The organism is Nocardia sp. NBC_00508 (genome assembly GCF_036346875.1).
GTDB lineage: Bacteria > Actinomycetota > Actinomycetes > Mycobacteriales > Mycobacteriaceae > Nocardia.
The window spans coordinates 3777032-3803892 of the sequence record NZ_CP107852.1 but is presented as its reverse complement, the minus strand read 5'-3'; the positions used below and the strand labels follow the sequence as shown (position 1 = coordinate 3803892).

Genomic DNA, 26861 nt, shown 5'->3' with positions numbered 1-26861 from the left:
TCTCATGGCCGTTTGTTAAGCAACAAACATGGCCTAGGCGATACACCTTACACAGGGAGATTGAGCGATGGCGATTAGCAGGGGTTTCCGGTTTCCGATCGAGTCTCGGGTGGCGTTCCCGAAGCGGTTGTTGCTGATGGGGCCGATCGCTCCGGCGATCAAGTACAACCCGGACCGCAATGCGGTGCCGGAGCAGATGTATGACTTCGATCCGAAGACCGGCGAGGGGTCGGGGTTGCCGTTGTGGAAGGCGACGGTGACCGATCCGCATGAGGCCAGTGACGGCAAGGGTAAGCGGGCGTCGTTCGAGGTCACGTTCATTTCGCAGCATCAGCCGGTTCCGGCGGGTGAGCAGATCGTGGACGACATGTGGTTCATCGAGCTGGAGGGCTTGACTGCGGAGCCGCGGGTGATGGGGCAGGGCGAGTTCAAGTACCAGGGTTACGTCTACCGCGCGACGGGGATCAAGGGCGACAACAACACCCCGAAGGCCACCAACGCCAGCAACGGCAGTGGCGCGAAGGCGGGTGCGTGATGAGCACCGAGGTGTTTATGCATGTCAGCTCGTCGACCCGTGGCGATGACGAGCGGGTGCAGGCGAGGTACTCCGCCAAGATCGGCATGGTTGTTGTCTCGGTCGGTTCCGGTGATCTGTACATGACGCCGGAGATCGCCGCGGGGCTGTGTGATCGGTTGTCGGAGGTGCTGAACGACTGCATCGCTGCCGTGGAGTCCGGTTCGGGTCCGAAGGCGGCGGCGTGATGTTCGGCGATGACCGTTCGGTGCGGATGCGGTCGGCGCTGGTGGCGGCGGTGTTGATCATCGTCGGTGTCGGTGTCGCCGCGTTCGTCCTCAGCTACGAAACGCTCCGCGACCTGGCGGAGTTGGCGGGCATCGACCGCGAGAACAGCTGGTTGTTCCCGGTGATCGTGGACGGCACCATCATTCAGGCCACGGTGTCGGTGATGGTGTTGTCCAACCGGCCGGATGAGCGCCGCTGGTTCTCCTGGGTGCTCGGGGTCGGCGCGGTGGTGTCGGTGGCGGGCAACAGCTTGCACGCGTTCACCGATGGGCAGCAGCTGCCGAACTGGGTGGCGGCGGTGATCGCGGCTATCGCCCCGATCGCGCTGCTGGTCGACACCCACGGCGGGGTGATGCTGTTCCGCGCCGCACAGAGCAAACACGCCGAAGACTCTGCGCCAGAAGCAGTTTCCGAGCCTGAGCCGGACCCGACCCCGGAGCATGATTCGCCGGCGGTCCCGGCTATCGGACCTGAGCCCGTGACTGCTCCGCTCCCGGCTGCTCCGGCTCCGCCTGTGGTGGCGGCCCAGGTTCGTCCACTTCGGCCGACTCGTCCTGTTCCTGTTCGTCCGCGTCCGGTGGCTCAGCCGATGCTGCCGCTCGCGATTGGGGGTAACTGATGTTCACCAAATCCGTTCTCGCGGGAGCGTTGTTTCCCCCGCTTCTGTCCACTGCTGCTGCTCCCGTCGAACCGGGCGGCAAGAACGTGCCACCCCGCGACCACCTGATCGTGGCGGCGGTCTCCCAGCGCATCACCTGGCGCGCGGAGTATGCACAAGCGCTACTCGCGGCCAGTCCCCCAGGGGCGCAAGAAACTTCGGTGATCCCGTATCGCGACGTGACGTTGGAGGACTGCGACGACTGGCTTGCTGAGGCCAAGGAGCTTGCCGACGCTGAGGGGGTGGAGTGATGTCGCTGACGGCTGCCCTGGTCACCGCTTCTGCGGCGGTGGCAACAGGGATGATGTGGCAGTGGCGGCGTCTCGGCGCTGATACCACACCGAAACCGGAGGATCACGCGGCGGCTGGCCCGCTCGAGCTGCGGCCCGCGGTGTTGATCGTGACCAGTTCGGCGCAACTGTCGCTGATGTGGCCCGCACTCGGGCTCGGCTCCCCGCAAACCGGTTACCCGAACGTCGTCTCGGCCGCCTACACCGATTTCGGGATGTCGGTCGAAGTGCAAATGCTCGGCGGGCAGTCGCTGAAGGACTGGAGCAACGACAACACGCGCGCCGCGCTGGCTGCCTACTTCGCGGTCCCAGCGGTGACGGTCGCACCGTCAGATCCGGGATTCGTCCGCCTGGACTTGCGGGTCTACGACACCTTGGCCGACACAGCCGCACTGCCGGGCCTGGCCTCCGCGGTGGATGTGGACCTGGAAGCAGTCCCGGTCGGCGTGACCGAGGACTTCGACACCTGGCGGGTGCGGGTGCTCTACGGCCACATCCTGCTGGCTGGTGCGACCGGATCGGGTAAGGGCTCGGTGCTGTGGTCGCTGCTGGCTGCGCTCGGTCCCGCGATCAAAGCCGGATTGGTGGATGTGTACCTGGCCGACCCGAAGGGCGGTGCAGAGTTCGGCAAGGGCGAGGATCGGCTGTTCGTTCGCTTCGCCACCGACAACGAAACCATCCTCGCGATGCTGAGCGAAGCCGAGCAGATCATGCGTGAACGGCTGGTCCGGATGCGTCGCGCCGGTCTGCGCAAGATCGTTCCGAGTCCAGGCGAGCCGCTGATCCTGATCATCATCGATGAGGCTGCGTCGCTGTCGTCGTATGCCACCCGGGAGGAACAGCAAGAGTTCCGGCGCCTGACCGGCCTGTTGCTGTCGCAGGGCCGCGCGGCGGCGGTGTCGGTGATCGCGGCGTTGCAGGACCCGTCCAAGGAGACGATGCCCAACCGGCAACTGTTCCCCGTCCGCATCGGCCTGCGCCTGGACGAACCCACCCAGAACGCGATGGTCCACGGCCAAGGCGCGCGGGACCGCGGCGCACGCTGCGACGAAATCTCCGACCAGACACCAGGTGTCGGCTACGTCGGCGAAGACGGCACCACCGAGTTCGTCCGGGTGCGCGCGTTCTACGTCTCCGATGACGACATCGACGCCATCGTGGATGCCTACTCGCCTGCGCCCGAGATCACCGGTCCCGCCGAGGATTACAGCGACTTCGACCCTGACGACCTCGGTGACGCCGACGACGGGCCGGTGGCGGCATGAACGGCGTGGTCGGGTTGCGGCTGATCGGCACCCCGGACGAGATCAGCGCCGTGTTGTGGATCCTGGCGCAAGCGGTCGTACCGGCCGGTGCCCGGCTGGTCATCGACCCGAACAACTACTCGGTGCGGCGCACTCCGGACTCGATCCGCGTGTACGCGGAGGTCACGCTGCCGAAGGTGCAGCCATGAAGCGGGGTTTCGTGACCGAGACACACGTGGTCGTCTACTGCGACGGCTGCGGCGACCACTACACCGAAGGCGAGAACGAAGCAATCTGCTTCGACTCCGTCCACCAGGCCGTCACCTACCTCAACGCCCGAAGCGGCGGCGTGGGCTGGCGGTATGACGGCGACCGGGTGCTGTGCGACGGCTGCCTCGCTACCGCCCGGTGCGCCGAGCACGGCCACCGCTTCCCCGAAGCCTGGCACACCACCCGATGGCCGCTGGGCTCCTCCACCCGTTCCCGCACCTGCGAAGTGTGCGGCATCCCTGAAATCGAGGCCCTGCCATGACCAGCAACAACCTCCGCCCGATCCGTGACGACATCGATGCGGTGATCGATACCCGCGCCCGGCGGCGCTGCCAACTCCAACGCCGCGGTGCCGATCCGGTGAGCATCGCGGTGCACCTGCTGATCGAAACCGGCGCCGCGCCCGGTTGGGATGCCGACCTGGACGACTACGACGACGGATGGGATACGGCAGCATGACCGACTCGCCCAAACCAGCTGTGCCGCAGGTGAATCCGATTGTACAGGCCGCGGCCGACCAGGTGACCGGCCGCAAGCGCCGCACTCGCAAAGACCTGCACGCCCCGTGCTGGGGGCAGATGACCTTGTTCGACTCCACTGCGAAGGCTGACCGATGACCACCAGAACCAACACCCGAAACACCCGGCTGGACGCATTCGACCTGTTCGGCCTGGCCCTGCTCAACACCCTATGGGGGATCGTCATCGGCGCGTGGTGGCTGGCGCTGTTCCCCATGATCTCCGTACCCCTCGCCCTGACCGTCACGGCATGGGTGCTGATGGGGTGGCCGGTAGGTCTCGCGTCTACCGCGGTGTCCGTCGCCGGACTGCTGCTGTGGCAGCGTGCCCGCCCGGAAATGTTCCGGCACTGGGTCACCCAGCGGGCGCGTACCCGGTTCCTGACCTGGCACCGCTACCGGCGGCGGTGGGTCAAGCTGATGCAAGCCTGCCACCTGAGCATCGACCGCAATGACCGCACATTCATCCCGCGGCTGCTGGATGTCCAGATCGGCACCGTCACCGATCGAGTGCGGGCGCGGATGCTGGAAGGACACTGCCCGGCCGACTTCGAGAACCGCGTCGAGCATCTGGCGCACGCCTTCGGAGCTCTGGAATGCCGCGCCACCATCACCGGTCCCGGCACCGTCGAACTCGCCTTCCGGCACTCGGATTCGCTCGCCGAAACGATCACCCTGCCGCGGGTGGATCACTGGACCAAGCCGAAAGCAGCCTGATGGAACCCACCACCACTGATGAGGTGGTCCCGATCCGGCAGACCGCGGCCGAACGCCGTGCTCTGCCGGACTTCCGGGACATCGCCCACGCGGTCGCCGACGAACAGCACATCTGCCGTCGCCCGATCCCGATGCGCGCCGAAGACCCGAAAACCCTGCGGGTGGACTACGTCGGATCACCGTGCAAGTCAACGATCGAATCCGTGTGCCCGGCGTGTGCGGCCAAGGCTCGCTATCTGCGGATGACGCAGTGCAACGAGGGCTGGCACATGGATGCCGAACCGGTCAACGACAAGCGCACACCCACTCAGCGGCAGAAGGACCTGATCGAGGCACGTTCGGATCTGTTCGCCGCGTACCAGGCCGCGAAAGAAGACGACGACCGGCAGCGGATGGACGACGCTGTTGAAGACGTGGCCGGTATCGACAGACAGTTGCGCGAGTCGGGGTTCCGTGGCCGTCTGCCGGACCTGGACGCCAAACAGAAGGATCGCCGCAAGCGCTCCACCCAGCGCCGCCAAGACGCGCCGGATCTGCCGCGGTTGAAGGTCGCCAAGACCACGATCGGGCGTGAGTACGCGGGCAAGTACCGGCCCTCGACGTTCGTGACCCTCACTCTGCCGTCCTACGGCTATGTCCACAACGACGGCGCGGTCGATTCCAAGGGCAAGGTGTGCGGGGACGGCTCGCCCCGTGACCCGGACTCCTACGACTACACGCGTGCGGCGCGGGACATCGTGCATTTCGCGGCGCTGTTCGATCGGTGGATACAGAACCTGCGCCGCGCGGTCGGCTGGGACGTGCAGTACTTCGCCACCGTGGAACCCCAGCGTCGGGGTGCCCCGCACCTGCATCTGGCGATCCGGGGATCGATCCCGCACGCAGTGTTCCGGGCGGTGACCGCGGCGACCTATCACCAAGTGTGGTGGCCGCGGTTCGACGCCGAGAACGAGGTGTACTCCGGCGAGACGATGCCGGTGTGGGATCACGAGGCCGGCGCTTTCGTCGATCCCGGTACCGGGCAGCCGTTGACCGGGTGGGATGACGCGTTGGACATCATCGACAGCACCGATGATCTGGAGCCCGCGCACGTGGTCCGGTTCGGTGTCCAGGTCGACAGCAAGGGCATTCTCGGTGGCACACCGCAGGCTGATGAGAAGGTCCGCTACCTGACGAAGTACCTCACGAAGTCGGTCGCGGAGATCATCGAACCCCAGTCCCGGCGCGCGGCCGAGCATTACGACCGGCTCCACGCCGAACTCCAGCACACCCCGTGCTCGCCACGCTGCGGCGTGTGGCTGCGCTACGGCATCGTCCCCAAAGGCGCGACTGCCAAGACTCAGCCGGGCCGCTGCAAGGGCAAAGCCCACCGCCGCGACACGTTGGGCCTGCCCGGTCGCCGCGTGCTGGTGTCGCGTCGCTGGTCGAACAAGACCCTTCCCGACCACAAGGCCGACCGCGCCGAGTTTGTTCGGCAAACCCTCGCCGCGATCGGGATCGTCAAACCCGATCGCTCGCATTTGATCATCACGCCCGTGGAACCGGGCGACAAGAACGTGCCGCCCCGCGACCACCTGATCATGGCGGCGGTTTCCCAACGCCTCACCTGGCGTGCCGAGTACAACAACGCACTCCTGGCAGCCAGCCCACCTGGGCCACAAAACAATTCCGCAATCCATCAAGCCGCCGCCTAGAAGGGGGGAACACATCATGTCGAAACTGCTCACCGAATCCGAAGTCCGGAAGCTGATCCCGATCGGGCACAGCAAGTACTACGAACTGATCGGGTCGGGTGAACTGCGGTCGGTGAAGATCGGCCGTCGCCGGTTCGTCACCGAACGGGCCGTAGCCGACTACATCTCGGGTCTTGACCAGGCAGCGTGATCCTGTGCCGAGACAGCGCATGGCCCCTGGTGAGTGGGGCAAGATCACCATCAAGAAATCTGGGCCAGGCCGGTTTACCGCATCGACCTACGTCCGGGATGAGGACGGGTGCCGTCGGCAGGCGGAGCGGAGTGGTTCGAGTGAGGAGGATGCACGCCGGGCGCTGCTGCGGCATCTGAAGAAGCGGACCACACCCACTGCGGGCGCCGTAGTCAGTGAGCGAACGTCGTTGTCGGAGCTGTTCGAAGCTTGGATCGCGACGAAGGATGGTCTCAAGAAGCAGTCTCGCGACGAGTACCACCGGACTTGGGACAAGCACGGTAAGTCTCAGCTCGGGGCGTTACGGGTCCGGGAGCTTTCGACAAGCCGCGCTGAACGGTACATCGCGACTCTGCCGCCCTCGCGAGCTCGGATGCTGCGCGTGGTATTGCTCGGAATGTTCTCGATGGCTGTTCGGTATGACGTTCTTGCGGTGAATCCGATTCGGGAGGTGAACCGTAAAACCAGCAAGGCTGTACCAGCGAGGGCGTTGACGCCGGAGGAGTTCGCGGCGGTTCGTTCGGCAGTGCAGGCGTACCGCGATCGGCCCGGGATGAGTGGGCCGAAGCCGGGACGGTTGCTCCTGGAGTTCGTCGACGTGATGGGCTCGACGGGTTGTCGGCCGAATGAGGTGCTTGGCTTGCGGTGGTCGGACGTCGACTTGCTGGCTGATCCACCGACTATGACGAGTACGGGCACGGCGTTGGACCACGGCAAGGTAAAGGGGCAGGGTGTGCACCGCCAAGACGAGCGCAAGGGAGGTGCACCGGATCACACGGTCGTTCTTCCGAAGTTGGCGGTGGAGGCATTGACCAGACTGTTTGGCAACGCCACCGAGGCGGACGGCCCGGTGTTCGCCAACCGTGACGGTGGATGGATGAGCCTGGCGAACCTCCGCCGATCGCTGCGGGCTGCTCTGCCAGATGAGCTGCGATGGGTGACGCCTTACAGCTTCCGGCGGACGGTGGCGACGTTGGTCCGTGACGACTTCGGTCCGGCTCAGGCTCAGGCTCAGCTGTCGCACGCGAAGTTGTCGACTACCGAGCAGCACTACCTTCAGCGGCAGACTCAAGGACCAGATATCCGGACCACGCTCGATCGGTTCGCAGAGGGAAAGTAACGGCTCGTTTGTAAGGGCAAAGTACTGGATCTAGTGCAGGTGATCTTGAATGCCAATCGGCCCCCGAACTGCTTGTGCAGCTCAGGGGCCGATTTCTGTGCGCCCGAAGGGATTCGAACCCCTAACCTTCTGATCCGTAGTCAGATGCTCTATCCGTTGAGCTACGGGCGCAGGTGTTATTCAGTTGTACCCGGTTTCCCGGGCGTGGCGGAGGCGAGAGGATTTGAACCTCCGGTCCCCGTGAAGGGACAACTCATTAGCAGTGAGTCCCATTCGGCCGCTCTGGCACGCCTCCTGGAGCCTTCTCTTCGAGGGCACCGGTCCTTTCGAACCGCCGAGCAGCAAGGTTACATGAGCCACAGTCCAGATCACAAAACGGCAGGTCAACGTAGGTTACTGTCGAACCAGTCGAAGATTCGGGTCTGCGAATCGACCACATCCGGGTCGTCGTCGGTGCCGGGGGTGTCGGCGCGGTGATGCAAGCCGGGGTAGGTGACGACCAGGCTGGCGACGGCCGCGCGGGCGGTCGCGTCGCGCAACTGTTCGACCTGGGCGGGCGGGGTGGCCGGATCGTCGGCGCCGAATAGGCCGAGCCACGGCGCCTGTAGGTGCGGGGCGGCGACCACCAAGGCGTCGGCCTGATCGGCGAGTGGCTCGACGATGCCCGGCGCCGCCACGCTTACCGCCGCGCCGATCGGGCGGTTGGTCGCAACCAGGAACGCAGCCGTCCCCGCGGTGTCGAAACCGAGCACACCAACGGTGTCGGGGAACACCCCACGCCTGGTGAGCCAGTCGAAGCAGGCGTCGAAGTCGTCGAACAGCTCATCGCCGAAGACTCCGCCGCCCGGTTCGCCGTTCACCCGGTGGAAGAGATCGGGCGCGACTACTGTCCAGCCCTCCCCGGCCAGCGCGTTCATCAGGTCGCGCAGTGCGCCGGTGAGCTCCCGGGATTCGTGCAGCACCACGATTCCGCCGCGGGCATTGCCTTCCGGTTCCGCCACGGTGATGGGCACCTGCCCACGGGCAGTCGGTCGCTCGTCTTCCTGGTCGCTTCCCCGTAGCGGGGCGATATCGTCGTAGGTGCCCGACATGAAACCAGCGTAGGGCGCGTTGCTGATATTCGGTAGATAATCGCATGTGAGGGGCTATAGCCCAGAGAATTTCCGGCACGCGGATCGGGCAGGCACGCGGCGCGGATAGGGTTGGAGTGTGACAGCGCAGATCCGGCCGGACCTCGATTCGATCCCGGCGTACACCCCCGGCCGCAGCCATCCCGGCGCGGTGAAGTTGGCCAGCAACGAAACGACCTTCGGTCCGCTGCCCGCCGCCGCCAAGGCCATCGCCGAGGCAGCCGAGTTGGCCAACCGGTATCCGGACAACCACGTGGTCGAGCTGCGCACGGCGCTGGCCGATTTCCTCGGGGTGGGATTCGACAATGTCGCGGTCGGTTGCGGCAGCGTGGCCTTGTGCCAGGAGCTGGTGCAGATCACCTGTGCGTCACCCTCGGACGAGGTGCTGTTCGCGTGGCGCTCGTTCGAGGCGTACCCGATCGTGACCAAGGTCGGCAACGCCACCGCCGTGCACGTACCGCTCACGGCGGATCAGGTACACGATCTGGACGCGCTGGCCGCGGCGGTCACCGAACGAACCAAGTTGATCTTCGTCTGCAACCCGAACAACCCCACCGGTACCGCCGTCGGCAAGGCGGAACTGGTCCGGTTCCTGGCTGCGGTCCCGCCGCATGTGCTGGTCGTGCTGGATGAGGCCTACTACGAATACGTGCGGCTGGACGATCACCCGGACGGCGTAGAACTCGGCCGGACCCGGCCCAATGTGCTTGTGCTACGCACCTTCTCCAAGGCCTACGGGCTGGCCGGGCTGCGGGTCGGCTACGCCGTGGGCGATCCCGCGGTGATCACGGCACTGCTGAAGGTGCACATCCCGTTCAGCGTGAACCGGCTCGCGCAGGCGGCGGCGATCGCGTCGCTGGAGGCACGGCACGAGTTGCTCGATCGCACCGGCATCCTGGTCTCCGAGCGCGAGCGGGTGCGCGACGCGCTGGTGGAGGCCGGGTATCAGGTGCCGCCGAGTGAGGCGAACTTCGTCTGGATTTCGCTGGGTGCGCGCAGCGTCGAGTTCGGCGAAGCGAGCGCGGGGGCCGGCGTGCTGGTGCGTCCATACGGCGCCGACGGTGTCCGCGTCACCATCGGCGACCCGCACGAGAACGACCTGTTCCTGAACTTCGCCACCGATCCCGCGGTGCTCGCGCGGTTCCTCGGCTAGCGAACGCCGAGCGCGCCCGCGATCGTCGGCCAGGACAGCGCCAGCTCGTCCGCCCAGTACGGCCAGGAGTGCGTTCCCGTGCCGCGGAAGTGCGCGGTGACCGGGATACCGAGCGAACGAAGCCGGTCGGTGAGCCGCCGGGTGCAAGCGTTGGTCGCGGCCTCCAGCGGGCCGCCGAACCCGATGGCGCTGGCGACATTCGGGGTTCCTGGCACGTCGTGCACGCCGGGCAGGCCGCTGCCCACCGACAGATAGATCGTCTTGCCACGCAAGGCGTCCGCGTGCAACGTGACGTCGTGGGCCAGCCAGGCCGGATCATCCTGCTTGCCGAACATGTTGTCCGGCTCACCCATGTAGGTGGCCACCACCGCGCGCGCCTGCGCCTGGCCGATATCGGTACCCATCGAGAAACAGCCGCTGTGCGCCGCGATCGCGGTGTAGAGCTTCGGTTGACGGAACGCCAGCATCATCGCGGCCTCGGCGCCCATCGAGACGCCCATAACCGCGTTGGTGCCGTTGCCATTGAACTCCGCGTCGATCAGCGGGGGCAGTTCCTTGGCGAGGAACGTCTCCCACATGTTCGTGCCGAGCATCGGGTCGGGATGCTGCCAGTCGGTGTAGAAGCTGGCCGGCCCGCCGACGGTGAACACCACGTTGACGTCCTTGTCCGCGTAGAAGCGGTCCGCGTGCCCGAGCTCGGTCCAGTTGTTGCTTTCGGGGCTCGCGCTGCGGCCGTCCAGCATGTAGACCGTCGGGCGCGGGCGGGACCGGTCGCGCGGCAGCAGAACCTGCACCTCGACCACCCGGCTCATCGCGGGCGAGGCGACAAAGACCCGCAGCCGCCGATCGTTGATCGGTTCGATGTGATCGATCCTGGGCGTCGAGGGTTGTTTGCTGGTCGGTTCGGCCGGACCCGGACCATCCGAGGAGCCGGTATTCACCGGAGGAGGACCGCCGGGGGCCGCTGCTACCTGGGGAGCACCGAACGCCACCGCACCAGAAACAAGTGCGGCGCTTACCAGGGCGCTGGAGACCCAACGCCGCACGCCGCGCCGAGACAGCATGTGAACCATCCTGCCAGAGGCGCGGTGAGTGGCAGGCAGGCCATCGCCGTGTCGAGTTCCGTTCGCCGCGCTCATCGAGTGTCGAGATCCTGCCGACGCCGTTGCACTCCGGCGAACCGCCACACCGCGATCGCAATTGCGCACACACCGAAGGCGAGCAGCGCGACGAGCACGGAGACCATGGTTTGTATCTTCTGTATCCCGTTCTCCGCCACCGATTTCCGCGTGGCATTGTCGATCGCGGCGACGGGACGTCATCGCGGACCTCCCGCTCTGACGGCTGTCGCCGAGCCCGCGCAGCGGCTGTCCGGCCCGAGTTGGGCGAGTCATGGGCCTAGTGCCTCGTCAAGCAACCTTCGGTAGGTAATCAGGGTGCCGGATCTTGGAGTTGACGGCGAAGTCGCGTTTGGGTCGGGCGTGCTGGTTGTACCAGCGGATGTAGGCGCCGATCGCGGCGTCCTGTTCGTCGTGGCTGCGGTGATCGGTGCCGTTCAAGGCGAAGTAGCGTAGAGCCGCGAATTCGGACTCGATCCAGTTCAACCACGATGAATAGGTCGGTAGGAAGACCAGTTCCACGTTGTTGGCCGCAGCCCAGGTGCGGACCTCGGCTCGTTTGTGCGGGGAGAAGTTGTCGGCGATGACGTAGAGCTTCTGTCCGGGCCAGCGCGCCCGCAGCGACTTCAGCAACGACAGGAACTCCTGCCACCGTTTACGATCCCGGATCCGGTAGTGGATCTTGCCGGTCGCCAGATCCAGAGCGCCGAGTAGGTGCCGCACGCCCTGGGTGCGCCGGTAGGTCGCCCGCAACCGTTTCGGGGTTCGTCGCCCGAACCAGCCACGACCAGCGCGGGGTTGCAAGTTCAGCGGCCCGAACTCGTCCACGCAGACCACCCGCCCATCGGTGGGTGGATGGTCATAGAGGTCCAGGACGCGGTTCATCTTCGCGGTGAACTCCGGGTCGGTGCCCGCTTTCCAGGTCTTGACCGCCTGCCACGACACCCCCTCGCCGTGGAGGATCTTGCGCAGAGTTTCGCGGCTGATCTCAGCGATTCCGTTGGTCAGCAACACTTCTCGCAGTTTCGACAGGCTCCACACCGAGAACGGCCAGCCCAGATCACGCGGGCAGCACCGGGCGATACAAGCGATGCGTTCACGCGTCGCCCGATCTACCTTCTTCGGCCTGCCCGCGCTCCATTTTGGGTCCAGAGCTTCGAACCCCCGCTCGTTGAACTCGTGGATCACCTGCCGCACATACGCCTCGCTGACCTGCATCAACCTCGCGATCGCGGGGGCCGGTTGCCGCTGCGCCGAGGCCATCACCACGATCGCTCGTCGCGTCCTGACCGGTTGTTTGCTCGTCTTGGTGATCTTCTGCAACCGGCGCCCCTCCTCCGGGGTCACCGCCCGCACAAACACTTCCGGCCTCCGGGCCACCGACACCACCTCCACTGGCAGCATCACCGGACACGCGTCCACGATCAACCCGACACCCGGTTACCAGGGCAACCTACCTGGACGAGGCACTAGGTATCGTCTCTTGGAATACGAGGCGAGACGCCATCCTGCTGTATCGAGTCGATGATCTTCTGGCCGATCTTCCACAGCTGCTTTTTGTAGTCTTCGGTGGACATGTTCATGACCTTTGCAGCGGCCGCGGAGTCAGCTGTCTGAATAAAAGCCAAAAGCATGTCGCGATCTCTGCTGTCGACCAGGCGGTCATGCAACATCGTCATGGCCATATTCGGCGTGAGTCCCCCTCGGTTCAGATGCGCCATCTGTATGGACGTCATGAGGGGCCCCACACCCTCATCCTTGGCGACATAGGCGAGTGCGCCGCGATCGAGGCACGCCTTGGTCAGCTGAATGTCGTTCTCGAATTTCGTCAGGACGACAACCTTGAACCCCTGTTCACAAAGCCGCTCGAGCGGTCCCAGATCGGGGGGATAGAAGTGCACGCCATACTGGAGATCGAGCACGACCACATCGACATGCTCCGGAGCCATGTCGCTGTCATCGAAAAAGTCGTCGGGATCGTCGTACTCCGCTACGACTGTCATAAGTGGATCGGCGGATTTGCAGCTCACCCGGAATCCGTTACGGATCAGCGGATTATCTTCGATGATCACGACCCGAATCGGCTCGGCTTCCCCGGTGACATCTTCCTCATCGAACACTTCGGTCTCCCGTAACGACTACCACGGGGTTTCGACCCGCAGCAGCATTTCATTTTCATTCGTAATCGTCACAGCGCAGCCAGGCAGGGTGTGCAGCCGGTCGGCCGCTTGCCGGGTTTTCGCGGAGAACGTGCATCGCACATACATACTCAGCAAAACACGACCGCGGTCACCGATCGCCGTAATTCTCAGGTACGTCGCCGGGGTGCATGCTTCGAGCATGATCCGCAAGGGGAGCACCAGCTGGCGACATACTTCTGATTCCAGATCGGGGATGCCGGGAAGAATGCACAGATCCATCCTGGTGTCTCCGGTGTCGATATCTTCGGTCAGGTCTCGAATCTCCTGGGTCAAGCCATGTTCATAGGTGTTCAATTCCGCGAAGATGCGTCGCAACCGATCGTTGAACATGCGGGCCGTCCTGCGCACCGCCGGATCGCGCGCCGAAGCCGTTCCATCGGAAAGCTTCTGCAGAAAGGGGGTGATCGAGTCCGAAATGGTCTTGTAGCGACGCGCGAAATCTGTCTGCGCAACCCGTCTGATCTCTTGCTCCTCCAGCAGGCGACTGCGCTCGTTATTGAGATCTTGCGCCCGGTGCGCCGCCGTCCTCAGCAGTCGTACGAAGTACAGCGCCATCGCCTGCATCAGGATGACTCCGGCAGTGAGATATCCGACGTCCGCAAGAGTCTCCAGCTTCGGTGATATCGCGAGAATCACCAGGCTGGCCAGGACCCACGAGGCCGCGAGCGTCGCCACCGCGGTTTCGATTCGCTGCCGCAGCAGCAGGACATTCAGTGTCCACCCATAGTTTCCGTATGCCCAGTTCGTGTTCAGTAGGATCACGTGAGCGGGGATGAGCAGCGACTGTATGGGGGATATCAGAACGGTCGCCACGACAAGTGGCCACGAAGGTAGGACCGGACGCCGGATATTCACGAGCCCGGCCAGCGTGCATGCCATCATCGCAGCCAGCAGGACGATGTGTGACCACGCGTGAACAGGACGCAATGAAGGGATCCGCACCAGGGCCACGAATGTGAGCGTGATCGCGACCGTGGCAATTCCATACCCGAGCCGACGGAACAAACGTTCGACGTCGAAGACCGCATCGTCATCATCGGATGTCGACCGATCGTCCGACGCGAAATTCAACGGCCAGGACATCTGCACCGCGGTGCCTATACCGGGCTCACTATGGACTTTGGCGTCCCCGCCGATGTCTCGCAGCCGTGCGATAATAGATTGCCGGATACCGAAGCGGGATCCGATCAGCTGAGCGTCTTCGGTGAAGCCCACTCCGTCGTCGGTGATCGTCAGTCCATTGGCCTCCAGCTCGATGATTACCCGCGTGGCCGCTGCGTGACGTTCCACATTGTTCAGCGCTTCGCGTGTGGCTGCGGAGATCACGTAGCCTGCGAAGTGCGGTACAAGCAAGTGCGTAGAGCCTCGCAGGTCGATTTCGAAAGCAAACTTGGCGCACGTTTTCCGAATTCGTTCGACGAGGTCTACGGAGCCTTCTTCCCGACCCGTCGGCAACTGTTTTATCTGCCAAATGTCACGTCGCGATTCCTCGGCCACAGTGGCCGCGTCGACCACGTCGCCACTGTTTCCGATGGATTGCAGCGTCCCCGCCGCGGTATCGTGCAGCAACCGCCATTGCTCAGCCTGGTATCTGGTGCGAGCTGCGGCTACCCGCTGTGCGACCCTGGTCTCGTTCAACAGGGTGAGCGCACTGTCGGCAATAGTCGCCGCGCGGAGGATGAGTTGGCGCACAACCACTGTCAGCACGCATTGAATCCACAAGAAATTCACGCTGAAAATCGAGAAAGGGCTCGCGAGGCCGGCTATATACGAGTAGCCATACCAAAGCGACGCGTACGTAATGCCGGTGCCCAGGAATGCCACGTACGCGCGTGTCTCGACCGCCAGTGAAACAATGGTGAGTCCGGCTACGCTCTGCGGCCCACTCGGACCCGGTGCGGCTTCGGCACTTCGTATCATGGTCCCGGTACAGATAACGAACGCTTGCACCACCGCCAGATCCAGTGCGGTCCAGGTCCAGGAGCGCCATCGTGTCGCCAAGCGCCAGGCAGACCAAATCCCGATCAGGGTCGTCGCAATCAACCCGACTGGCGTACGAATAGGCTCCACTGTCAAGTACACGACCGCGACGGTCAGACTGGGTACATGGCGCAACAAGATCGCCAACCGGGCCGCTTCCGCCAAAACGCTTGTGCGCATCGGCGAGTCGTGAGCGCTCGCGCGAATATCGGCCTGTCGATACAATGATTCCCCCTCAGGCGACCGGCCTGCGCGCAACCCTCGAGGTCGACCGCTCATCTCCGGGAGTTCTCGCCGCAGTGTTCAGCATCGTACGCGCGCAACCGCGCCCGCCGGCTTGAATCGTCAACTATCCCGGCGGCTTCACCCGATAGGTCTGCACCGGTTTGCCGCTCGCACCTTCCACCCAGCCGTACTTCTCGATTCTGCTGTCCTCGGCCACGCGGCGGCGCAGCGCGTCAAGGGTCATCGGCGCATCCAAGCTCTCGCGGATACCGGCCAACTCGGCGACAGTGAAGACACCTTCGCTCGACAACATCGGCACCGGCCAGAGGAGATCCGCGCGCGTCCGCTGCTGAGCGAAGTCGATCGCGGTCGCCAGAACGTCGTCGTGGTCGAAGCCCAGATGCGCAGGCGCTCCGTCGCCTTGCAGCTTGTGTCCCCGAATCGACGCGACACAGGTAAGGACCTCGTCCGGCGCGGGGAGCGCATCCCGTCCACAGCGGGCGACGTACGCCATCGACAGCACCCGGGTTCGGCTGTCGCGACGGGGATCGTCGAAGAACCGCAGCGGCTCGAGACCGCCGAGGTGCCGCGCCTTCACTTTGCGGTCCATCACCTGCTCGACGGCCTGCTCGAGCCGCGCGTCGTTGCGCACGAACCCGCCCGGCAGAACCCACTCGCCGTAATCGGGCCACTGGGTACGCCGTACCAGGAATGTTCGAAGTTGTCCCTTGGCACCAGCCGAGAGCACGACGACATCGACCGCCACCGACAGCCGATGCTCGGCGTAAGAACGCAGATCGTAAGTCGCAAGCCACTGTTCGTACGTCTGTTCCGGGGCCGGCAGGTCAGCTGCATCCATGGCATCCACCCTAGCCCAAGGAAGCGCCCACCAGATCGTTGACAGATAGTGGTATCGTTCAGCGATTTCGATATCGCTTGTCGATGCTACTATCGGCATGAACGGCGTCCGGGATCTCCCGGCCGAGTCACCCGAGGACTCCACGTCGCCCCCTCCGGATCTGGCAGGAGTGTCACACCGTGACTATTTACGAGCACGAAACATTTGCAGCCCCACAGGGTTTCGGCTTCTCGCTGCGCGATAGGGGCCTCCGGACGAAGACCTTCGCGGCTGTCACGGCTCTCGTCAGCTGGGCTTCGCGCCGAACCCGGCCACGCACTCAGGCAGAACTGAACCATTGCACCGGGACAGGTGCAAGGTTTGTGGGCTCGCACATCGCAGGCAGAAAGTCAGGCGTTCGAGGCGCAAGCGCGCTCGGATACTGCGACCATGGATGGATACGCGATCACGGGGTCGCCTGACGAAAACAGCCGCGGCCGGCGTGTTCGGGGTTGTCACCATCCTCGACAATATTGGCAACGCGCGATAGGTGAAGTGATGAGCGAAGAGGATCGTAAGACGATATCCGACCTGAAGCAGCTCGCCGAGGAAGGGGAGAATCCCTACTATGAGGATTATGACGTGCTGGAGAGCCGGTCGAGAGGGTATATATTGACCGAATTCGACGAAGTCGACGTGGCACGTGTACGGCTCACCGTGGCGAACAGAGAGAACCCGAAGCGCCACCCACGAGAAAGCTGAAGAGAGTCCTACAGGCTGGCACGCGATAAACGGCGCCCTTTCACGGCCGTCTGCTCCGGCTCCAGCAGTTGGATACCACACCGACGGATAACATTCACCAAACTCAGCATCGACTCGGCATTCTGATGGGGCAATCCGGTATGCCCGATATATTCGCTGCTGGAAAGCGTTATCACGCCTGCGAAGAACTCCCGGTTCTCCGCATTCAAGAAGATCGGCACCGATAAAAACGAACGCCACCGCGAGTACTGCCCGGCATCCTTCGAGTTGTCGACGTAACTCACCTGCCCGTCTATGAAGGCTCGCATGGACACCTGCTTGGAGTTGAGCGACAGCTCCTCACGCCTCAGCAGGCGCCGGTTGTACAGCACGCCGGCGGACGACGCGCAGAGAACGAGCTGACGCTCCTTCTCCACCCCGTAGCGGACCCAGAGCTCGAGCTTCAAGCGCTCACCAGAGGGTAGAACGAATTTCTTTCGTATAGCGCTCACCGTGGCATCGAGCCGCAGATACTGCCGCGTGAAGTGGTGAATGTCGGCGTTGGCCGCGTCGTTCCACTCTTCCCACCACCGAACGAGACGCCTGCCGTAGGTGCTTCTATTCGTCGTCGAAAAGTACGCATCGGTCGACCCCAAGCTGGTGCAGATGACGAGCTCACGGAAGAACTGCGACACCTGGTACTTGAAGTCCGCGGCCAGCATGTTGACGCCCAACCGCTTGCATCTGCCGGCGAGCAGCCGGATCAGATTCTGCGCATCACTGCAGGTCAGGTTATGAACTCGCTTGGGCGGATCGTCGTTGCTCTTCACGGTCGACAGTGGTAACAAGAACAGCCGATACTGGTTGTCCGGTCCGCTTCGTGTTCGGAACGCTCCCCCGTTTCGCTCCCTGGCAAGGGCCTCGATCAGCGGCGCGTCCGTCAAACTGGCACCCACGATGATGAGCGAGGAGTCTCGGGCGGAAAAATATTGCCGTAGAATCCTAACCGTCATTTCGCTCGTCTCGCCGTAATCGACTTCGTCGAGTACGACCCGGCAGGCGGTCTGCTGCGCGGCATCCTTGTGCACCCTGCCGTGCAGATAGACGATCTCGACAACTGGTTCGTCATCGTCCGGAGCAGTGCCGTCCTGCATTGCGCCACCCGGATTCTCGAACTCCTCCGCGAAGCGAACTCTGGTATTCACGTTCACGCCGAGTTCGCCGAGAATACGGTCGCTGTCCTGGATGAAGGATCGAGCCTCGTCCTCGAGATGGATATCGAAATTAGTTGTCAGTATGGTGACCGTGCCGCCTGCGATCGCCCGCATTATCGCGAACGATACGATGTTCCGCATCAGCGTTCCGTACTGCCAGGTGTGCGCCTTCTTGTACAGTTCGAGGCGCAGCTGATTCTGCACCTGCCAACAAACCTCGGCATCCGCACCGAGGGCCGGATACTGCTCGCTCAGGGAATTCACGACGGCGGTGGCTTGGCGTGCCGGATCGAGAAAGCGGGCCAGTGCACCCAGGTGCGCCGGTTTGACGCTGTCACCGCCCGGCCGGATACTCGATACCAATTGCTGCCAGCCCAGACCTGTTCGATCGATCGACACACCAGCGCCGCAATAGATGACAGTGTGACTTCGCCGGAAAACTTCGGCGATGGCGTATTTGGTCTGCTGGGAGGAAAAGAAACGAACCTCACTTCTGGTGAACAGGTTCTCATTTGTTTGGCTCATCCATGACTCCGACGCGATAGCAGACCCGGCAGTCGCATTCCTGCGGCAGTTCCCTCATCGTACCCTTGGCGGCAGCTTTCGCTGAATGAGTTCAGACCCTTACGGCGTCATTAAAACTGGTCGGCCGCATAGTTGAGCGCGAACAGCAACGAATAATTCACTCTTTGCGGAGACGGAGGGATTTGAACCCCCGGTCGCTCTCGCGACGCTCGCTTTCAAGGCGAGTGCATTCGGCCGCTCTGCCACGTCTCCAGGACCATGATCGTAGCGGACCGCTCAGCCGGGGTGCTTACCGATTTCCTCGTCGATGCGTCCGAAGACCTCGCCGATCACCTCGAGCTGGGCCGGGGCGAGCAGATCGATGAAGTGGCGGCGAACGGCTTCGACGTGACCGGGGGCGGCAGCCTCCAGGCAGCGCATGCCCTCGTCGGTGAGTTCGGCGAGTACGCCGCGGCCGTCCTCCAGGCAGGTGTTGCGGCGCACCATCTGCTGGGCCTCCAGCCGCCGGATCTGATGGGTCAGCTTGCTGCGCGAGGACAGCACGCCGTCGGCCAGCTCGCTCATCCGCAGGGAGCGGTCGGGGGCCTCGGAGAGCAGCACCAGGATCCGGTATTCGGCGATGGTCAGCTCGCTGTCGCGCTGCAGTTGGCGGTTGAGCTCGGCCATCAGGCGCTGGTGACCGTCCATGTATGCGCGCCAGGCGCGCTGCTGCGCGGAGGTGAGCCACCGCGGCTCGGCCACCGCACGATTGCTCGGTTCGGGATACACGGTGGTCATTCTATGCGCGACGAACTGCGCAAATCGGCGAGTGCCGCAGGTCAGCGCAGCGTGGACAGCAGCGAGCGGCTCACCGCGGCCAGGTCCGTGCACCCGGAGAGTCCGAGCGCCGAGTCGAAATCGGCAAGCAATACCCGAAGCGCGTGCCGGACGCCCGCCGCCCCCGCGAGACCGAGACCGTAAGCCCAGGGCCGCCCGTAGAGCACCGCCTTGGCGCCCAATGCCAACGCGACGAGCACGTCGGAGCCGGTGCGCACGCCCGAGTCGAACAGCACGTCGGCACGGTCGCCGATGCCGGCCACCACCGCGGGCAACGCGTCCAGTGCCGCGATCGAGCCGTCGACCTGCCGTCCGCCGTGGTTGCTCACCACCACCGCGTCGGCGCCGGCATCCACCACCTGGCGCGCGTCGTCAGGGTGCAGGATGCCCTTCACCGCGATCGGCAGGTCGGTCCATTCCCGCAGGTGCGCGAGGTCGGCGGGCCGTAGTGCGTGGTTACCGAACAACCCGACCCAGGTGAGGATGGCCGTCCGCATCGCCTCCTCGCTCTCCTCCGGCGCGGCGGGCAGCTTGCCACGGAACACCGGATCGGAGAGGTAGTTGGCGATGCCCTTGCCGTGCAGGAACGGCAGATGCGCCAGTTCCAGGTCACGTGGACGCCAACCGAGGGCCGGGGTGTCCACGGTCACCACGATCGCGGAGGCTCCCGCCCGCTCGGCACGCTGGACGAACGAGCGGGCCAGTTCGTCGTCCGCAGGCCAGTACAGCTGATACCACCACGCCCCGGCCGCCGCGCCGACCTCTTCGATGGTCGAGGAGGCCGCGGTGGACAGCACCGTACCGATGCCCAGCTCCTTGGTGACCTCGGCCGCGATCACCTCACCGCCCTCGTGCAGCAGTTCGAGGACGCCGATCGGCGCGGTAAGCACCGGGGCGGCCAGCCGGGTCCCGAGCACCTCGACCGAGAGATCGCGGGCGCCGGGCCCGGTCGCGCCGCGCAGCATCCGCGGCAGGATGCGGTACCGATCGAAGGCGGACCGGTTGGCCGCGGCGGTACGCTCCGCCGAGGCGCTGCCCGCCACGTACGCGAAAGCCGCCGGGTCCAGCCGCTCCTGCGCGCGCAATTCCAAACCCGCAGCGGTCATGGGCAATTCGGGCACCGCCCCGCCCAGGCCACCCAGGTAGATCTCGTTCTGAAAATTGATGAAGCCGCCGCTCACCCCCGGAACGGTAGCCTGTGGCGCCGATCACCGCAGGCCGCTTCCCGGATTGCGCTTTCCCGGGGCGTTCCGTCCCCCGGCTCGGTGTCGCTCGACGGGGGTCAGCGCGCGGTGATCCCGACCGGCGGAGCACTATGGCACGGTGCGTGCTATCGACCTGATCGGTTTCGGCGGACCCGAGGTGATGTCCTGGACCGAGGCGCCGGATCCGACGCCCGGCCACGGTGAGGTACTGATCGAGGTGGCCGCGGCGGGCGTCAATCGAGCCGACCTGCTCCAGCGCCGAGGCCACTACCCTCCCCCGCCGGGCGCCAGCCCGATCATCGGACTGGAATGTTCGGGTGTCATCGCCGAACTCGGCGACGGGGTGCGTGACTGGGCGGTCGGGGATCGGGTATGCGCGCTGCTGTCCGGCGGCGGTTACGCCGAACGAGTCGTTGTTCCCGCGACCCAGGTCCTTCCGGTCCCTGACGGCCTCGACCTCGGCGCGGCGGCCGGATTGCCCGAAGTGGCGGCAACCGTCTGGTCGAATCTCGTGATGACCGCGGACTTGCAGGCGAATCACCTGGTGTTGATCCACGGCGGCGGCAGCGGTGTCGGCTCGCACGCCGTTCAGGTCGCCAAGGCACTCGGCGCGCGCGTCGCGGTGACCGCAGGGTCGGCCGAGAAGCTGACGCGCTGTGCGGAGCTGGGGGCGAGCGTCCTGATCAACTATCGGGAGGATGATTTCGTCACCGCGGTGCGCGCCGAGAAGTCGGGCGCGGGCGGCCCGGGCGCCGACATCATCCTCGACAACATGGGTGCGGCCTATCTGGGGCGCAATGTCGATGCGTTGGCCGACCACGGCAGACTGGTGGTGATCGGCATGCAGGGCGGCGTGCATGCGGACCTGAATCTGGCTGCGCTATTGGGTAAGTGGGGCACCATCCAGGCCACCAACGTCCGTGCGCGGCCCGCGACCGGCGCCGGCGGCAAAGCGGAGATCATCGCCGAGGTACGCAGGCATCTGTGGCCGTTGATCGCCGACGGCACCGTCGTCCCGGTCATCGCCGCGGAACTGCCGATCGAAGAGGCGGCCGAAGCCCATCGGCTGCTGGACTCCGGCGAGGTGTTCGGCAAAGTGGTTTTGCGGGTGAAGGAACTCTGAGCGGCTGCGTCGCCTCCGCTCGGACCGCTCACTCCAGCGCCAGCAGCGTCCTGCCGAGCTGATCGATCTCGAATTTCGTGGTGTAGGGCGCGAGGCCGATGGTGACCGCGCCGCCCTCGTCGTTGACGCCGAGCGCGTCCAGCAGCCTGCTGCCGCCGTGCACGCCGCTCACCGTACCGATGCGGTTGTCGGCCAGCTTGGCCGCGACCTTCTCCGCTTGCATGCCGGCCAGGGTGAAGCTGACGGTGGGGATTCGGGTGGACGCACGGCCGATCACGGTGAGGCTCGGAATCGAGTCCAGCACCGCCATCAGGTGCTCGAACAGCTCGTCGTGATAGTCCTGCAGCGAGGTGATCGACATCTCCAGGCGCTCGCGCCGGGTACCACGCGCCCGTTCGTCGAGCCCGGCGAGGAAGTCGATCGAGGTGGTCATGCCGGCGAGCAGCGCGTATTGGTGCCCACCCACCTCCAGCCGTTCGGCGCCCTTCGCATAGGGGTTCAGCGACATCGACGGGATCCGGTCCAGGAACGCCGGGTCGCGAAAGACCAGCGCCCCGATCTGCGGACCACCCCATGCCGGTGCGCTCAGCGCGACCACGTCGGCATTCAATTCATCGATGTCGATCAGCGCGTAGGGGGCGGCGCCGAACGCGTCGGCCACCAGTAGCCCGCCCACCTCGTGCACCCGGTCCGCGGCCACCCGCACTGCGGGCGCCGAGCCGACGATGGGTGAGGCGGCGGTGAGCGCGACCAGTCGCGCCGTGGGGCCGATCAGTTCCTCGAACTGCCAGGACGGCATCTCGCAGGTCTCGATCTCCACCTCGGCCCAGCGCACATGCGCGCCGTAGCGATTGGCGATGCGCAGCCACGGCGCGACGTTGGCCTCGTCGTCCAGCCGGGACAGCACGATGCCGGTGCCGAGCCCGAGCCGGGAGCTCAGTGATTCGGCGAGCCAGGCCAGCAGGACCGCGCGGTCGGGGCCGAGCACGACGCCCGCCGGATCACCGCCCACCAGATCGGCCACCGCCTCGCGGGCGGCGTCCAGGATCGCCGCGCTGCGCACCGCGGCGCTGGTGCGGCCGATATGCGAAAACGAAGAAGTTCGGAAACCCGTTGAGACGGCACGGGATACCGCATCCGGAACCAGCATGCCCGCTTGCGGGTCGAGGTGGATCCAGCCGTCGCCCAGGGACGGTATCAGGCCCCGAACCCTCGCGACGTCGTATGTCATGTTGGCCACTCTAAGGGCAGCGGGCGAGCCTGTGTAACCGCGTTCCCCTCAGCGATCCGGTGGGAGCACAGCAACCTGGCACTCAGCATGGCGACCGACTTTCGACAAATCCGAACCACACGACCCGAACAGAATAGAACGCCGAGGCCACGCCGCGGCGTCGACCGAGCAACCCCTGGCGAGCCCTCCATACGCTGGGCCGGGGAGCACCGGCTTAGCGCGTTCGCGGCGGACACGACATGATAGGGACCATGACGCACTCGGACGAGGCACCGGACCATATCGTCGTTGTCGGACCCGACGGCAGGCCGTTGGCTATCCCGGCGGCAGCCGGATCGGAGGCGCCCTACACCGCGCAGGTGGTGACCGACGATAATAAGGGCGACTCGGACGACCTGGACGACTCCGGCGAGTCGCTCGCCGACATGGTCGAGCAGCCCGCGAAGGTCATGCGGATCGGCACCATGATCAAGCAGCTGCTCGAAGAGGTCCGGGCGGCTCCGCTCGACGACGCCAGCCGGAATCGGCTCAAGGAGATCCACAAGTCCTCGGTGCAGGAGCTGGAGCAGGGGCTCGCCCCCGAGCTGCGGGAGGAGCTCGAGCGGCTCACCCTGCCGTTCACCGACGACGCCGTCCCGTCCGACGCCGAGCTGCGGATCGCGCAGGCGCAGCTGGTCGGCTGGCTGGAGGGCCTGTTCCATGGCATCCAGACCGCCCTGTTCGCCCAGCAGATGGCCGCACGCGCCCAGCTCGAGCAGATGCGTCAGGGCGCCCTGCCACCCGGCATCCACGCCACCGACCCGCGCGGCAGCCAGGCGAGTCATGTCACCGGTGGTTCCGGCCAGTACTTGTGAGACCGGCGACGCGCGTGTGCCACGCGGTGACGGGAAGCCGCAAGGGTAGTCTCGTGCACCGTGCCCGCCGCTGCCGCTCGCCCCGACTCCGCATCCGACCCGAGTGCGGTGCGTCCCGAAGAGAGCTCAGTTGGTTCCGATGACCAAGCGTGTACAGACGACAGCTCACCGACCTCCCCGACCGAGCACGTCGTGCGCTCCGGCGACGACTCGACGCAGGAGAATACGGTGAGCGCGGCCACGCCGGAGGCCGAGGCCGCACGCGCCGGGGCAACCGCGGCGAAGATCGTGCCGGACTCGCAGACGTTCCGGCGCGCGTTCCAGGACTTCGCGGGCGGATTCGCCCAGCGCGAGCTGTGGCTGTCGCTCGGCTGGCAGGACATCAAGCAGCGCTACCGCCGCTCAGTGCTCGGCCCGTTCTGGATCACCATCGCCACCGGTCTGCAGGCCATAGCGATGGGCGTGCTCTATGCGGCGCTGCTCGGCCAGCCGCTGCGGGAGTATCTGCCCTACGTGACGGTCGGGCTGATCATCTGGAACGTGATCAGCGCGAGCATCCTGGAAGGCTCGGAGGTCTTCATCGCCAACGAGGGCCTGATCAAACAGCTGCCCTCCGCGCTGAGCGTGCACGTCTACCGGCTGGTGTGGCGACAGCTGTTGTTCTTCGCCCACAACATGGTCATCTACTTGGTGATGCTCGCCGCGTTCGGCGTGTGGCGCAATCTCGGCCCGGCGACCCTGCTCGCCATTCCGGCGATCGTGCTGATCTTCCTCAATTGCGCGTGGGTGTCGATCGTGTTCGGTATTTTCAGCACCCGCTACCGCGATATCGCGCCGATTCTCGGCAGCACCACGCTGATGCTGTTCGTACTGACGCCGGTAATGTGGACGACCAAGACCCTGGAGTCGCAGGTCGGCACCGGCGACCGCGCCAAGCTCGCCGAGCTCGTACCGACGTTCCACTATCTCGAAATCGTCCGGGCGCCCCTGCTCGGCGACCCGCAGGAACTGCGGCACTGGCTGGTCGTCGGCGTGATCACCCTGCTGGGCTGGATCGTGGCGATCTTCGCCATGAAGCAGTACCGTTCGCGCGTACCGTACTGGGTATAGGAGCGCCCCGATGAGCCGTGTGAGTATCGAAACCCAGGAGGCGTGGGTCGAATTCCCGATCTTCGACGCCAAATCGCGGTCGTTGAAGAAGGCGTTCCTCGGCAAGGCCGGCGGCGCGATCGGACGCAACCAGTCCGACGTCGTCGTGGTCGAGGCATTGCGGGATATCACGCTCTCGCTGAAAGAGGGCGACCGAATCGGCTTGGTCGGACACAACGGCGCGGGCAAATCGACGCTGCTGCGGCTGCTTTCGGGCATCTACGAACCCTCCCGCGGAAGTGCGCGCATCCGCGGGCGGGTGGCGCCGGTCTTCGATCTCGGCGTCGGCATGGATCCGGAGATCTCCGGTTACGAGAACATCATCATCCGCGGTCTGTTCCTCGGGCAGACCCGCAAGCAGATGCTCGCCAAAATCGATGAGATCGCCGATTTCACCGAGCTGGGCGAATACCTGTCCATGCCACTGCGCACCTATTCCACCGGTATGCGGGTCCGACTCGCGATGGGCGTGGTGACCTCGATCGATCCGGAGATCCTGCTGCTCGACGAGGGCATCGGCGCGGTGGACGCGGAGTTCATGAAGAAGGCCAGGATCCGGTTGCAGTCACTGGTCGCGCGTTCCGGCATCCTGGTTTTCGCCAGCCATTCCAACGAATTCCTCGCGCAGCTCTGCGACACGGCCATGTGGATCGACCACGGCCAGATCCGCTTGCGTGGCGGGATCGAAGAAGTGGTGCGAGCCTATGAGGGGCCCGAAGCGGGGAATCACGTGGCGACTGTGCTGCGCGAAATGGAGGCCGAACGGGCCGTGGGAACCGAACGAGAATTGGAGCGGAATCAGGCATGAGTGGTCAGGCCCGGAGGCGGCAGCGAAGCGTGACCATGGAGGGCCCCGCTCATGCCAGAAAGGCCACAGCATGAGTGGTCAGGCCCGGGTCGGCTCGGACGCGCGCATCGTGGCGATCGTCGTCACGCACAAGCGCCGCGAGCTGCTCGCCGAGTCGCTGAAAATCCTTGCCTCCCAATCACGGCCGGTGGACCACCTGATCGTCGTCGACAACGGCAACGAACCGGAGGTCGCGGCCCTGGTCCGTGACCAGCCAGTGGAATCCACCTATCTGGGTTCGGCGCACAATCTCGGCGGCGCGGGCGGGTTCGCGCTCGGCATACTGCACGCGCTGAGCATCGGCGCGGACTGGCTGTGGCTCGCCGACGACGACGGCAGGCCCGAAGGTCCCGATGTGTTGTCCACCCTGCTGGATTGCGCGGACCGGCACGGGCTCGTCGAGGTGTCCCCCGTGGTCTGCGATATCGATGAACCCGACCGCCTCGCGTTCCCGCTGCGCCGTGGCGTGGTGTGGCGGCGGCTGCGCTCGGAACTCGGCGACGAGGACTTCCTGCCCGGTATCGCCTCGCTGTTCAACGGCGCGCTGATCTCCGCGAAGGCGGTCGACGTGATTGGCGTGCCGGACCTACGCCTGTTCGTTCGCGGCGACGAGGTCGAGGTGCATCGCCGCTTGGTCCGCTCCGGCCTGCCGTTCGGCACCTGCCTGCAGACGGCGTACCTGCATCCCAACGGTGCGGCCGAGTTCAAACCGATCCTCGGTGGCCGGATGCACACCCAGTACCCCGACGACCCGGTGAAGCGTTACTTCACCTACCGCAACCGCGGCTACCTGATGTCCCAGCCCGGTATGCGCAAACTGCTGCCCCAGGAATGGATCCGCTTCTCCTGGTTCTTCCTTGTCACTCGCCGCGACCCGGCGGGCCTGCGCGAGTGGTTCCACCTCCGCTCCCTCGGCCGCCACGAACAGTTCGGCAAACCCGAGTGATCACCAATCGGTGAGGTCGGATAT

At 65.1% G+C, this 26861-nt stretch carries 30 protein-coding genes and 3 tRNA genes; 20 read left to right on the top strand and 13 right to left on the bottom strand.

Annotated elements, in window-relative coordinates; translation table 11 throughout:
- Window positions 1-67 precede the first annotated feature (67 nt).
- The 13 genes from OHA40_RS16785 to OHA40_RS16725 are packed head-to-tail and all read left to right on the top strand — an operon-like array spanning window position 68 to window position 7541.
- Window positions 68-535 carry a hypothetical protein gene (locus OHA40_RS16785; protein WP_330233959.1) on the top strand — a complete coding sequence of 156 codons (468 nt, stop codon included), beginning with the start codon at window positions 68-70 and terminating at the stop codon, window positions 533-535.
- The gene (locus tag OHA40_RS16780; RefSeq protein ID WP_330233958.1) at window positions 535-762 is read left to right on the top strand and encodes a hypothetical protein; all 228 of its coding nucleotides are present in this window, start codon (window positions 535-537) and stop codon (window positions 760-762) included. Before OHA40_RS16785 ends, OHA40_RS16780 begins: the two co-directional genes overlap by 1 nt.
- Window positions 762-1421, top strand: coding sequence for a DUF2637 domain-containing protein (locus OHA40_RS16775; protein WP_330234218.1), 660 nt, complete (start codon window positions 762-764; stop codon window positions 1419-1421). The genes OHA40_RS16780 and OHA40_RS16775 overlap by 1 nt, the downstream gene beginning before the upstream one ends.
- Window positions 1421-1711, top strand: a complete 291-nt coding sequence (locus tag OHA40_RS16770) for a hypothetical protein (protein ID WP_330233957.1) — start codon at window positions 1421-1423, stop codon at window positions 1709-1711. Before OHA40_RS16775 ends, OHA40_RS16770 begins: the two co-directional genes overlap by 1 nt.
- Window positions 1711-3015 carry an FtsK/SpoIIIE domain-containing protein gene (locus OHA40_RS16765; RefSeq protein ID WP_330233956.1) on the top strand — a complete coding sequence of 435 codons (1305 nt, stop codon included), beginning with the start codon at window positions 1711-1713 and terminating at the stop codon, window positions 3013-3015. Before OHA40_RS16770 ends, OHA40_RS16765 begins: the two co-directional genes overlap by 1 nt.
- Entirely contained in the window at window positions 3012-3203 is a 192-nt protein-coding gene (locus OHA40_RS16760) for a hypothetical protein (RefSeq protein WP_330233955.1), read from the top strand. The genes OHA40_RS16765 and OHA40_RS16760 overlap by 4 nt, the downstream gene beginning before the upstream one ends.
- A complete protein-coding gene (locus OHA40_RS16755; RefSeq protein ID WP_330233954.1) occupies window positions 3200-3526 on the top strand; it encodes a hypothetical protein in 327 nt (108 codons plus the stop codon). Before OHA40_RS16760 ends, OHA40_RS16755 begins: the two co-directional genes overlap by 4 nt.
- The gene (locus tag OHA40_RS16750; protein ID WP_330233953.1) at window positions 3523-3723 is read left to right on the top strand and encodes a hypothetical protein; all 201 of its coding nucleotides are present in this window, start codon (window positions 3523-3525) and stop codon (window positions 3721-3723) included. Before OHA40_RS16755 ends, OHA40_RS16750 begins: the two co-directional genes overlap by 4 nt.
- Window positions 3720-3881, top strand: a complete 162-nt coding sequence (locus OHA40_RS16745; protein ID WP_330233952.1) for a hypothetical protein — start codon at window positions 3720-3722, stop codon at window positions 3879-3881. The genes OHA40_RS16750 and OHA40_RS16745 overlap by 4 nt, the downstream gene beginning before the upstream one ends.
- Window positions 3878-4498, top strand: coding sequence for a hypothetical protein (locus tag OHA40_RS16740; protein ID WP_330233951.1), 621 nt, complete (start codon window positions 3878-3880; stop codon window positions 4496-4498). Before OHA40_RS16745 ends, OHA40_RS16740 begins: the two co-directional genes overlap by 4 nt.
- A complete protein-coding gene (locus OHA40_RS16735) occupies window positions 4498-6192 on the top strand; it encodes a replication initiator (protein WP_330233950.1) in 1695 nt (564 codons plus the stop codon). Before OHA40_RS16740 ends, OHA40_RS16735 begins: the two co-directional genes overlap by 1 nt.
- A gap of 16 nt (window positions 6193-6208) precedes the next feature.
- Window positions 6209-6382, top strand: a complete 174-nt coding sequence (locus OHA40_RS16730; RefSeq protein ID WP_330233949.1) for a helix-turn-helix domain-containing protein — start codon at window positions 6209-6211, stop codon at window positions 6380-6382.
- A gap of 4 nt (window positions 6383-6386) precedes the next feature.
- Complete coding sequence (locus OHA40_RS16725) at window positions 6387-7541, top strand: tyrosine-type recombinase/integrase (RefSeq protein WP_330233948.1); 1155 nt, start codon at window positions 6387-6389, stop codon at window positions 7539-7541.
- A 98-nt stretch (window positions 7542-7639) separates the two neighbouring features.
- On the opposite strand, the gene OHA40_RS16720 is transcribed toward OHA40_RS16725, so the two are convergent.
- The 3 genes from OHA40_RS16720 to OHA40_RS16710 all read right to left on the bottom strand — a co-directional run bounded on the left by OHA40_RS16720 (window position 7640) and on the right by OHA40_RS16710 (window position 8632).
- Window positions 7640-7712: transfer RNA gene (locus OHA40_RS16720), tRNA-Arg, on the bottom strand.
- Window positions 7713-7746: 34 nt separating this feature from the next.
- Window positions 7747-7836 (bottom strand) — tRNA-Ser (locus tag OHA40_RS16715).
- Between the two features lie 88 nt (window positions 7837-7924).
- A complete protein-coding gene (locus tag OHA40_RS16710) occupies window positions 7925-8632 on the bottom strand; it encodes a dienelactone hydrolase family protein (RefSeq protein ID WP_330233947.1) in 708 nt (235 codons plus the stop codon).
- A 118-nt stretch (window positions 8633-8750) separates the two neighbouring features.
- Between OHA40_RS16710 and hisC the strand changes: the two genes are divergently transcribed.
- Complete coding sequence (hisC, locus tag OHA40_RS16705; RefSeq protein WP_330233946.1) at window positions 8751-9824, top strand: histidinol-phosphate transaminase; 1074 nt, start codon at window positions 8751-8753, stop codon at window positions 9822-9824.
- Here hisC and OHA40_RS16700 read toward each other — a convergent pair.
- The 5 genes from OHA40_RS16700 to OHA40_RS16680 form a co-directional block, all read right to left on the bottom strand.
- Window positions 9821-10888 carry an alpha/beta hydrolase gene (locus tag OHA40_RS16700; protein ID WP_330233945.1) on the bottom strand — a complete coding sequence of 356 codons (1068 nt, stop codon included), beginning with the start codon at window positions 10886-10888 and terminating at the stop codon, window positions 9821-9823. The genes hisC and OHA40_RS16700 overlap by 4 nt on opposite strands.
- Window positions 10889-11233: 345 nt before the next feature.
- Window positions 11234-12346 carry an IS630 family transposase gene (locus OHA40_RS16695; RefSeq protein ID WP_330234030.1) on the bottom strand — a complete coding sequence of 371 codons (1113 nt, stop codon included), beginning with the start codon at window positions 12344-12346 and terminating at the stop codon, window positions 11234-11236.
- A 65-nt stretch (window positions 12347-12411) separates the two neighbouring features.
- Window positions 12412-13062, bottom strand: coding sequence for a response regulator (locus OHA40_RS16690; RefSeq protein ID WP_330233944.1), 651 nt, complete (start codon window positions 13060-13062; stop codon window positions 12412-12414).
- A gap of 18 nt (window positions 13063-13080) precedes the next feature.
- A complete protein-coding gene (locus OHA40_RS16685; RefSeq protein WP_330233943.1) occupies window positions 13081-15303 on the bottom strand; it encodes a sensor histidine kinase in 2223 nt (740 codons plus the stop codon).
- A gap of 169 nt (window positions 15304-15472) precedes the next feature.
- Complete coding sequence (locus OHA40_RS16680; protein WP_330233942.1) at window positions 15473-16207, bottom strand: NUDIX domain-containing protein; 735 nt, start codon at window positions 16205-16207, stop codon at window positions 15473-15475.
- Between the two features lie 537 nt (window positions 16208-16744).
- Between OHA40_RS16680 and OHA40_RS16675 the strand changes: the two genes are divergently transcribed.
- Window positions 16745-16948: a hypothetical protein gene (locus OHA40_RS16675; protein ID WP_330233941.1), complete on the top strand. Its 204-nt coding sequence runs from the start codon at window positions 16745-16747 to the stop codon at window positions 16946-16948.
- Window positions 16949-16956: 8 nt separating this feature from the next.
- Here OHA40_RS16675 and OHA40_RS16670 read toward each other — a convergent pair whose 3' ends face one another.
- The 4 genes from OHA40_RS16670 to OHA40_RS16655 form a co-directional block, all read right to left on the bottom strand.
- On the bottom strand, window positions 16957-18666 hold the full coding sequence (locus OHA40_RS16670) for an SIR2 family protein (RefSeq protein ID WP_330233940.1): 1710 nt from the start codon (window positions 18664-18666) through the stop codon (window positions 16957-16959).
- Window positions 18667-18833: 167 nt separating this feature from the next.
- A tRNA-Ser gene (locus tag OHA40_RS16665) sits at window positions 18834-18918 on the bottom strand.
- A 24-nt stretch (window positions 18919-18942) separates the two neighbouring features.
- Window positions 18943-19443 (bottom strand): MarR family winged helix-turn-helix transcriptional regulator, encoded by a 501-nt coding sequence (locus OHA40_RS16660; RefSeq protein ID WP_330233939.1) that lies wholly within the window; start codon window positions 19441-19443, stop codon window positions 18943-18945.
- A 41-nt stretch (window positions 19444-19484) separates the two neighbouring features.
- Window positions 19485-20663, bottom strand: coding sequence for a lactate 2-monooxygenase (locus tag OHA40_RS16655; RefSeq protein ID WP_330233938.1), 1179 nt, complete (start codon window positions 20661-20663; stop codon window positions 19485-19487).
- Window positions 20664-20805: 142 nt separating this feature from the next.
- Here OHA40_RS16655 and OHA40_RS16650 point away from each other — a divergent pair, with 142 nt between their 5' ends.
- Complete coding sequence (locus tag OHA40_RS16650) at window positions 20806-21810, top strand: NAD(P)H-quinone oxidoreductase (RefSeq protein ID WP_330233937.1); 1005 nt, start codon at window positions 20806-20808, stop codon at window positions 21808-21810.
- 28 nt (window positions 21811-21838) lie between these two features.
- On the opposite strand, the gene OHA40_RS16645 is transcribed toward OHA40_RS16650, so the two are convergent.
- A complete protein-coding gene (locus OHA40_RS16645; protein WP_330233936.1) occupies window positions 21839-23041 on the bottom strand; it encodes a cysteine desulfurase-like protein in 1203 nt (400 codons plus the stop codon).
- A 251-nt stretch (window positions 23042-23292) separates the two neighbouring features.
- Between OHA40_RS16645 and OHA40_RS16640 the strand changes: the two genes are divergently transcribed.
- The 4 genes from OHA40_RS16640 (at window position 23293) to glfT1 (ending at window position 26837) form a co-directional block, all read left to right on the top strand.
- Window positions 23293-23895: a bacterial proteasome activator family protein gene (locus tag OHA40_RS16640; protein ID WP_330233935.1), complete on the top strand. Its 603-nt coding sequence runs from the start codon at window positions 23293-23295 to the stop codon at window positions 23893-23895.
- A 228-nt stretch (window positions 23896-24123) separates the two neighbouring features.
- Window positions 24124-25005 (top strand): galactan export ABC transporter permease subunit Wzm/RfbD, encoded by an 882-nt coding sequence (wzm, locus tag OHA40_RS16635; RefSeq protein WP_442944020.1) that lies wholly within the window; start codon window positions 24124-24126, stop codon window positions 25003-25005.
- Window positions 25006-25015: 10 nt separating this feature from the next.
- Window positions 25016-25852 carry a galactan export ABC transporter ATP-binding subunit Wzt/RfbE gene (wzt, locus tag OHA40_RS16630; RefSeq protein WP_330233934.1) on the top strand — a complete coding sequence of 279 codons (837 nt, stop codon included), beginning with the start codon at window positions 25016-25018 and terminating at the stop codon, window positions 25850-25852.
- A 70-nt stretch (window positions 25853-25922) separates the two neighbouring features.
- Entirely contained in the window at window positions 25923-26837 is a 915-nt protein-coding gene (gene glfT1, locus OHA40_RS16625) for a galactofuranosyltransferase GlfT1 (RefSeq protein ID WP_330233933.1), read from the top strand.
- Window positions 26838-26861 lie beyond the last annotated feature (24 nt).

Bases quoted from the DNA above. Each gene is read 5' to 3' on its own strand.
- OHA40_RS16785 (WP_330233959.1), top strand. From the start codon at position 68: ATGGCGATTAGCAGGGGTTTCCGGTTTCCGATCGAGTCTCGGGTGGCG.
- OHA40_RS16780 (WP_330233958.1), top strand. From the start codon at position 535: ATGAGCACCGAGGTGTTTATGCATGTCAGCTCGTCGACCCGTGGCGAT.
- OHA40_RS16775 (WP_330234218.1), top strand. From the start codon at position 762: ATGTTCGGCGATGACCGTTCGGTGCGGATGCGGTCGGCGCTGGTGGCG.
- OHA40_RS16770 (WP_330233957.1), top strand. From the start codon at position 1,421: ATGTTCACCAAATCCGTTCTCGCGGGAGCGTTGTTTCCCCCGCTTCTG.
- OHA40_RS16765 (WP_330233956.1), top strand. From the start codon at position 1,711: ATGTCGCTGACGGCTGCCCTGGTCACCGCTTCTGCGGCGGTGGCAACA.
- OHA40_RS16760 (WP_330233955.1), top strand. From the start codon at position 3,012: ATGAACGGCGTGGTCGGGTTGCGGCTGATCGGCACCCCGGACGAGATC.
- OHA40_RS16755 (WP_330233954.1), top strand. From the start codon at position 3,200: ATGAAGCGGGGTTTCGTGACCGAGACACACGTGGTCGTCTACTGCGAC.
- OHA40_RS16750 (WP_330233953.1), top strand. From the start codon at position 3,523: ATGACCAGCAACAACCTCCGCCCGATCCGTGACGACATCGATGCGGTG.
- OHA40_RS16745 (WP_330233952.1), top strand. From the start codon at position 3,720: ATGACCGACTCGCCCAAACCAGCTGTGCCGCAGGTGAATCCGATTGTA.
- OHA40_RS16740 (WP_330233951.1), top strand. From the start codon at position 3,878: ATGACCACCAGAACCAACACCCGAAACACCCGGCTGGACGCATTCGAC.
- OHA40_RS16735 (WP_330233950.1), top strand. From the start codon at position 4,498: ATGGAACCCACCACCACTGATGAGGTGGTCCCGATCCGGCAGACCGCG.
- OHA40_RS16730 (WP_330233949.1), top strand. From the start codon at position 6,209: ATGTCGAAACTGCTCACCGAATCCGAAGTCCGGAAGCTGATCCCGATC.
- OHA40_RS16710 (WP_330233947.1), bottom strand. From the start codon at position 8,632: ATGTCGGGCACCTACGACGATATCGCCCCGCTACGGGGAAGCGACCAG.
- OHA40_RS16700 (WP_330233945.1), bottom strand. From the start codon at position 10,888: ATGCTGTCTCGGCGCGGCGTGCGGCGTTGGGTCTCCAGCGCCCTGGTA.
- OHA40_RS16695 (WP_330234030.1), bottom strand. From the start codon at position 12,346: ATGCTGCCAGTGGAGGTGGTGTCGGTGGCCCGGAGGCCGGAAGTGTTT.
- OHA40_RS16685 (WP_330233943.1), bottom strand. From the start codon at position 15,303: ATGCGCACAAGCGTTTTGGCGGAAGCGGCCCGGTTGGCGATCTTGTTG.
- OHA40_RS16680 (WP_330233942.1), bottom strand. From the start codon at position 16,207: ATGGATGCAGCTGACCTGCCGGCCCCGGAACAGACGTACGAACAGTGG.
- OHA40_RS16675 (WP_330233941.1), top strand. From the start codon at position 16,745: ATGAGCGAAGAGGATCGTAAGACGATATCCGACCTGAAGCAGCTCGCC.
- OHA40_RS16670 (WP_330233940.1), bottom strand. From the start codon at position 18,666: ATGAGCCAAACAAATGAGAACCTGTTCACCAGAAGTGAGGTTCGTTTC.
- OHA40_RS16660 (WP_330233939.1), bottom strand. From the start codon at position 19,443: ATGACCACCGTGTATCCCGAACCGAGCAATCGTGCGGTGGCCGAGCCG.
- OHA40_RS16645 (WP_330233936.1), bottom strand. From the start codon at position 23,041: ATGACATACGACGTCGCGAGGGTTCGGGGCCTGATACCGTCCCTGGGC.
- OHA40_RS16640 (WP_330233935.1), top strand. From the start codon at position 23,293: ATGACGCACTCGGACGAGGCACCGGACCATATCGTCGTTGTCGGACCC.
- wzt (WP_330233934.1), top strand. From the start codon at position 25,016: ATGAGCCGTGTGAGTATCGAAACCCAGGAGGCGTGGGTCGAATTCCCG.
- glfT1 (WP_330233933.1), top strand. From the start codon at position 25,923: ATGAGTGGTCAGGCCCGGGTCGGCTCGGACGCGCGCATCGTGGCGATC.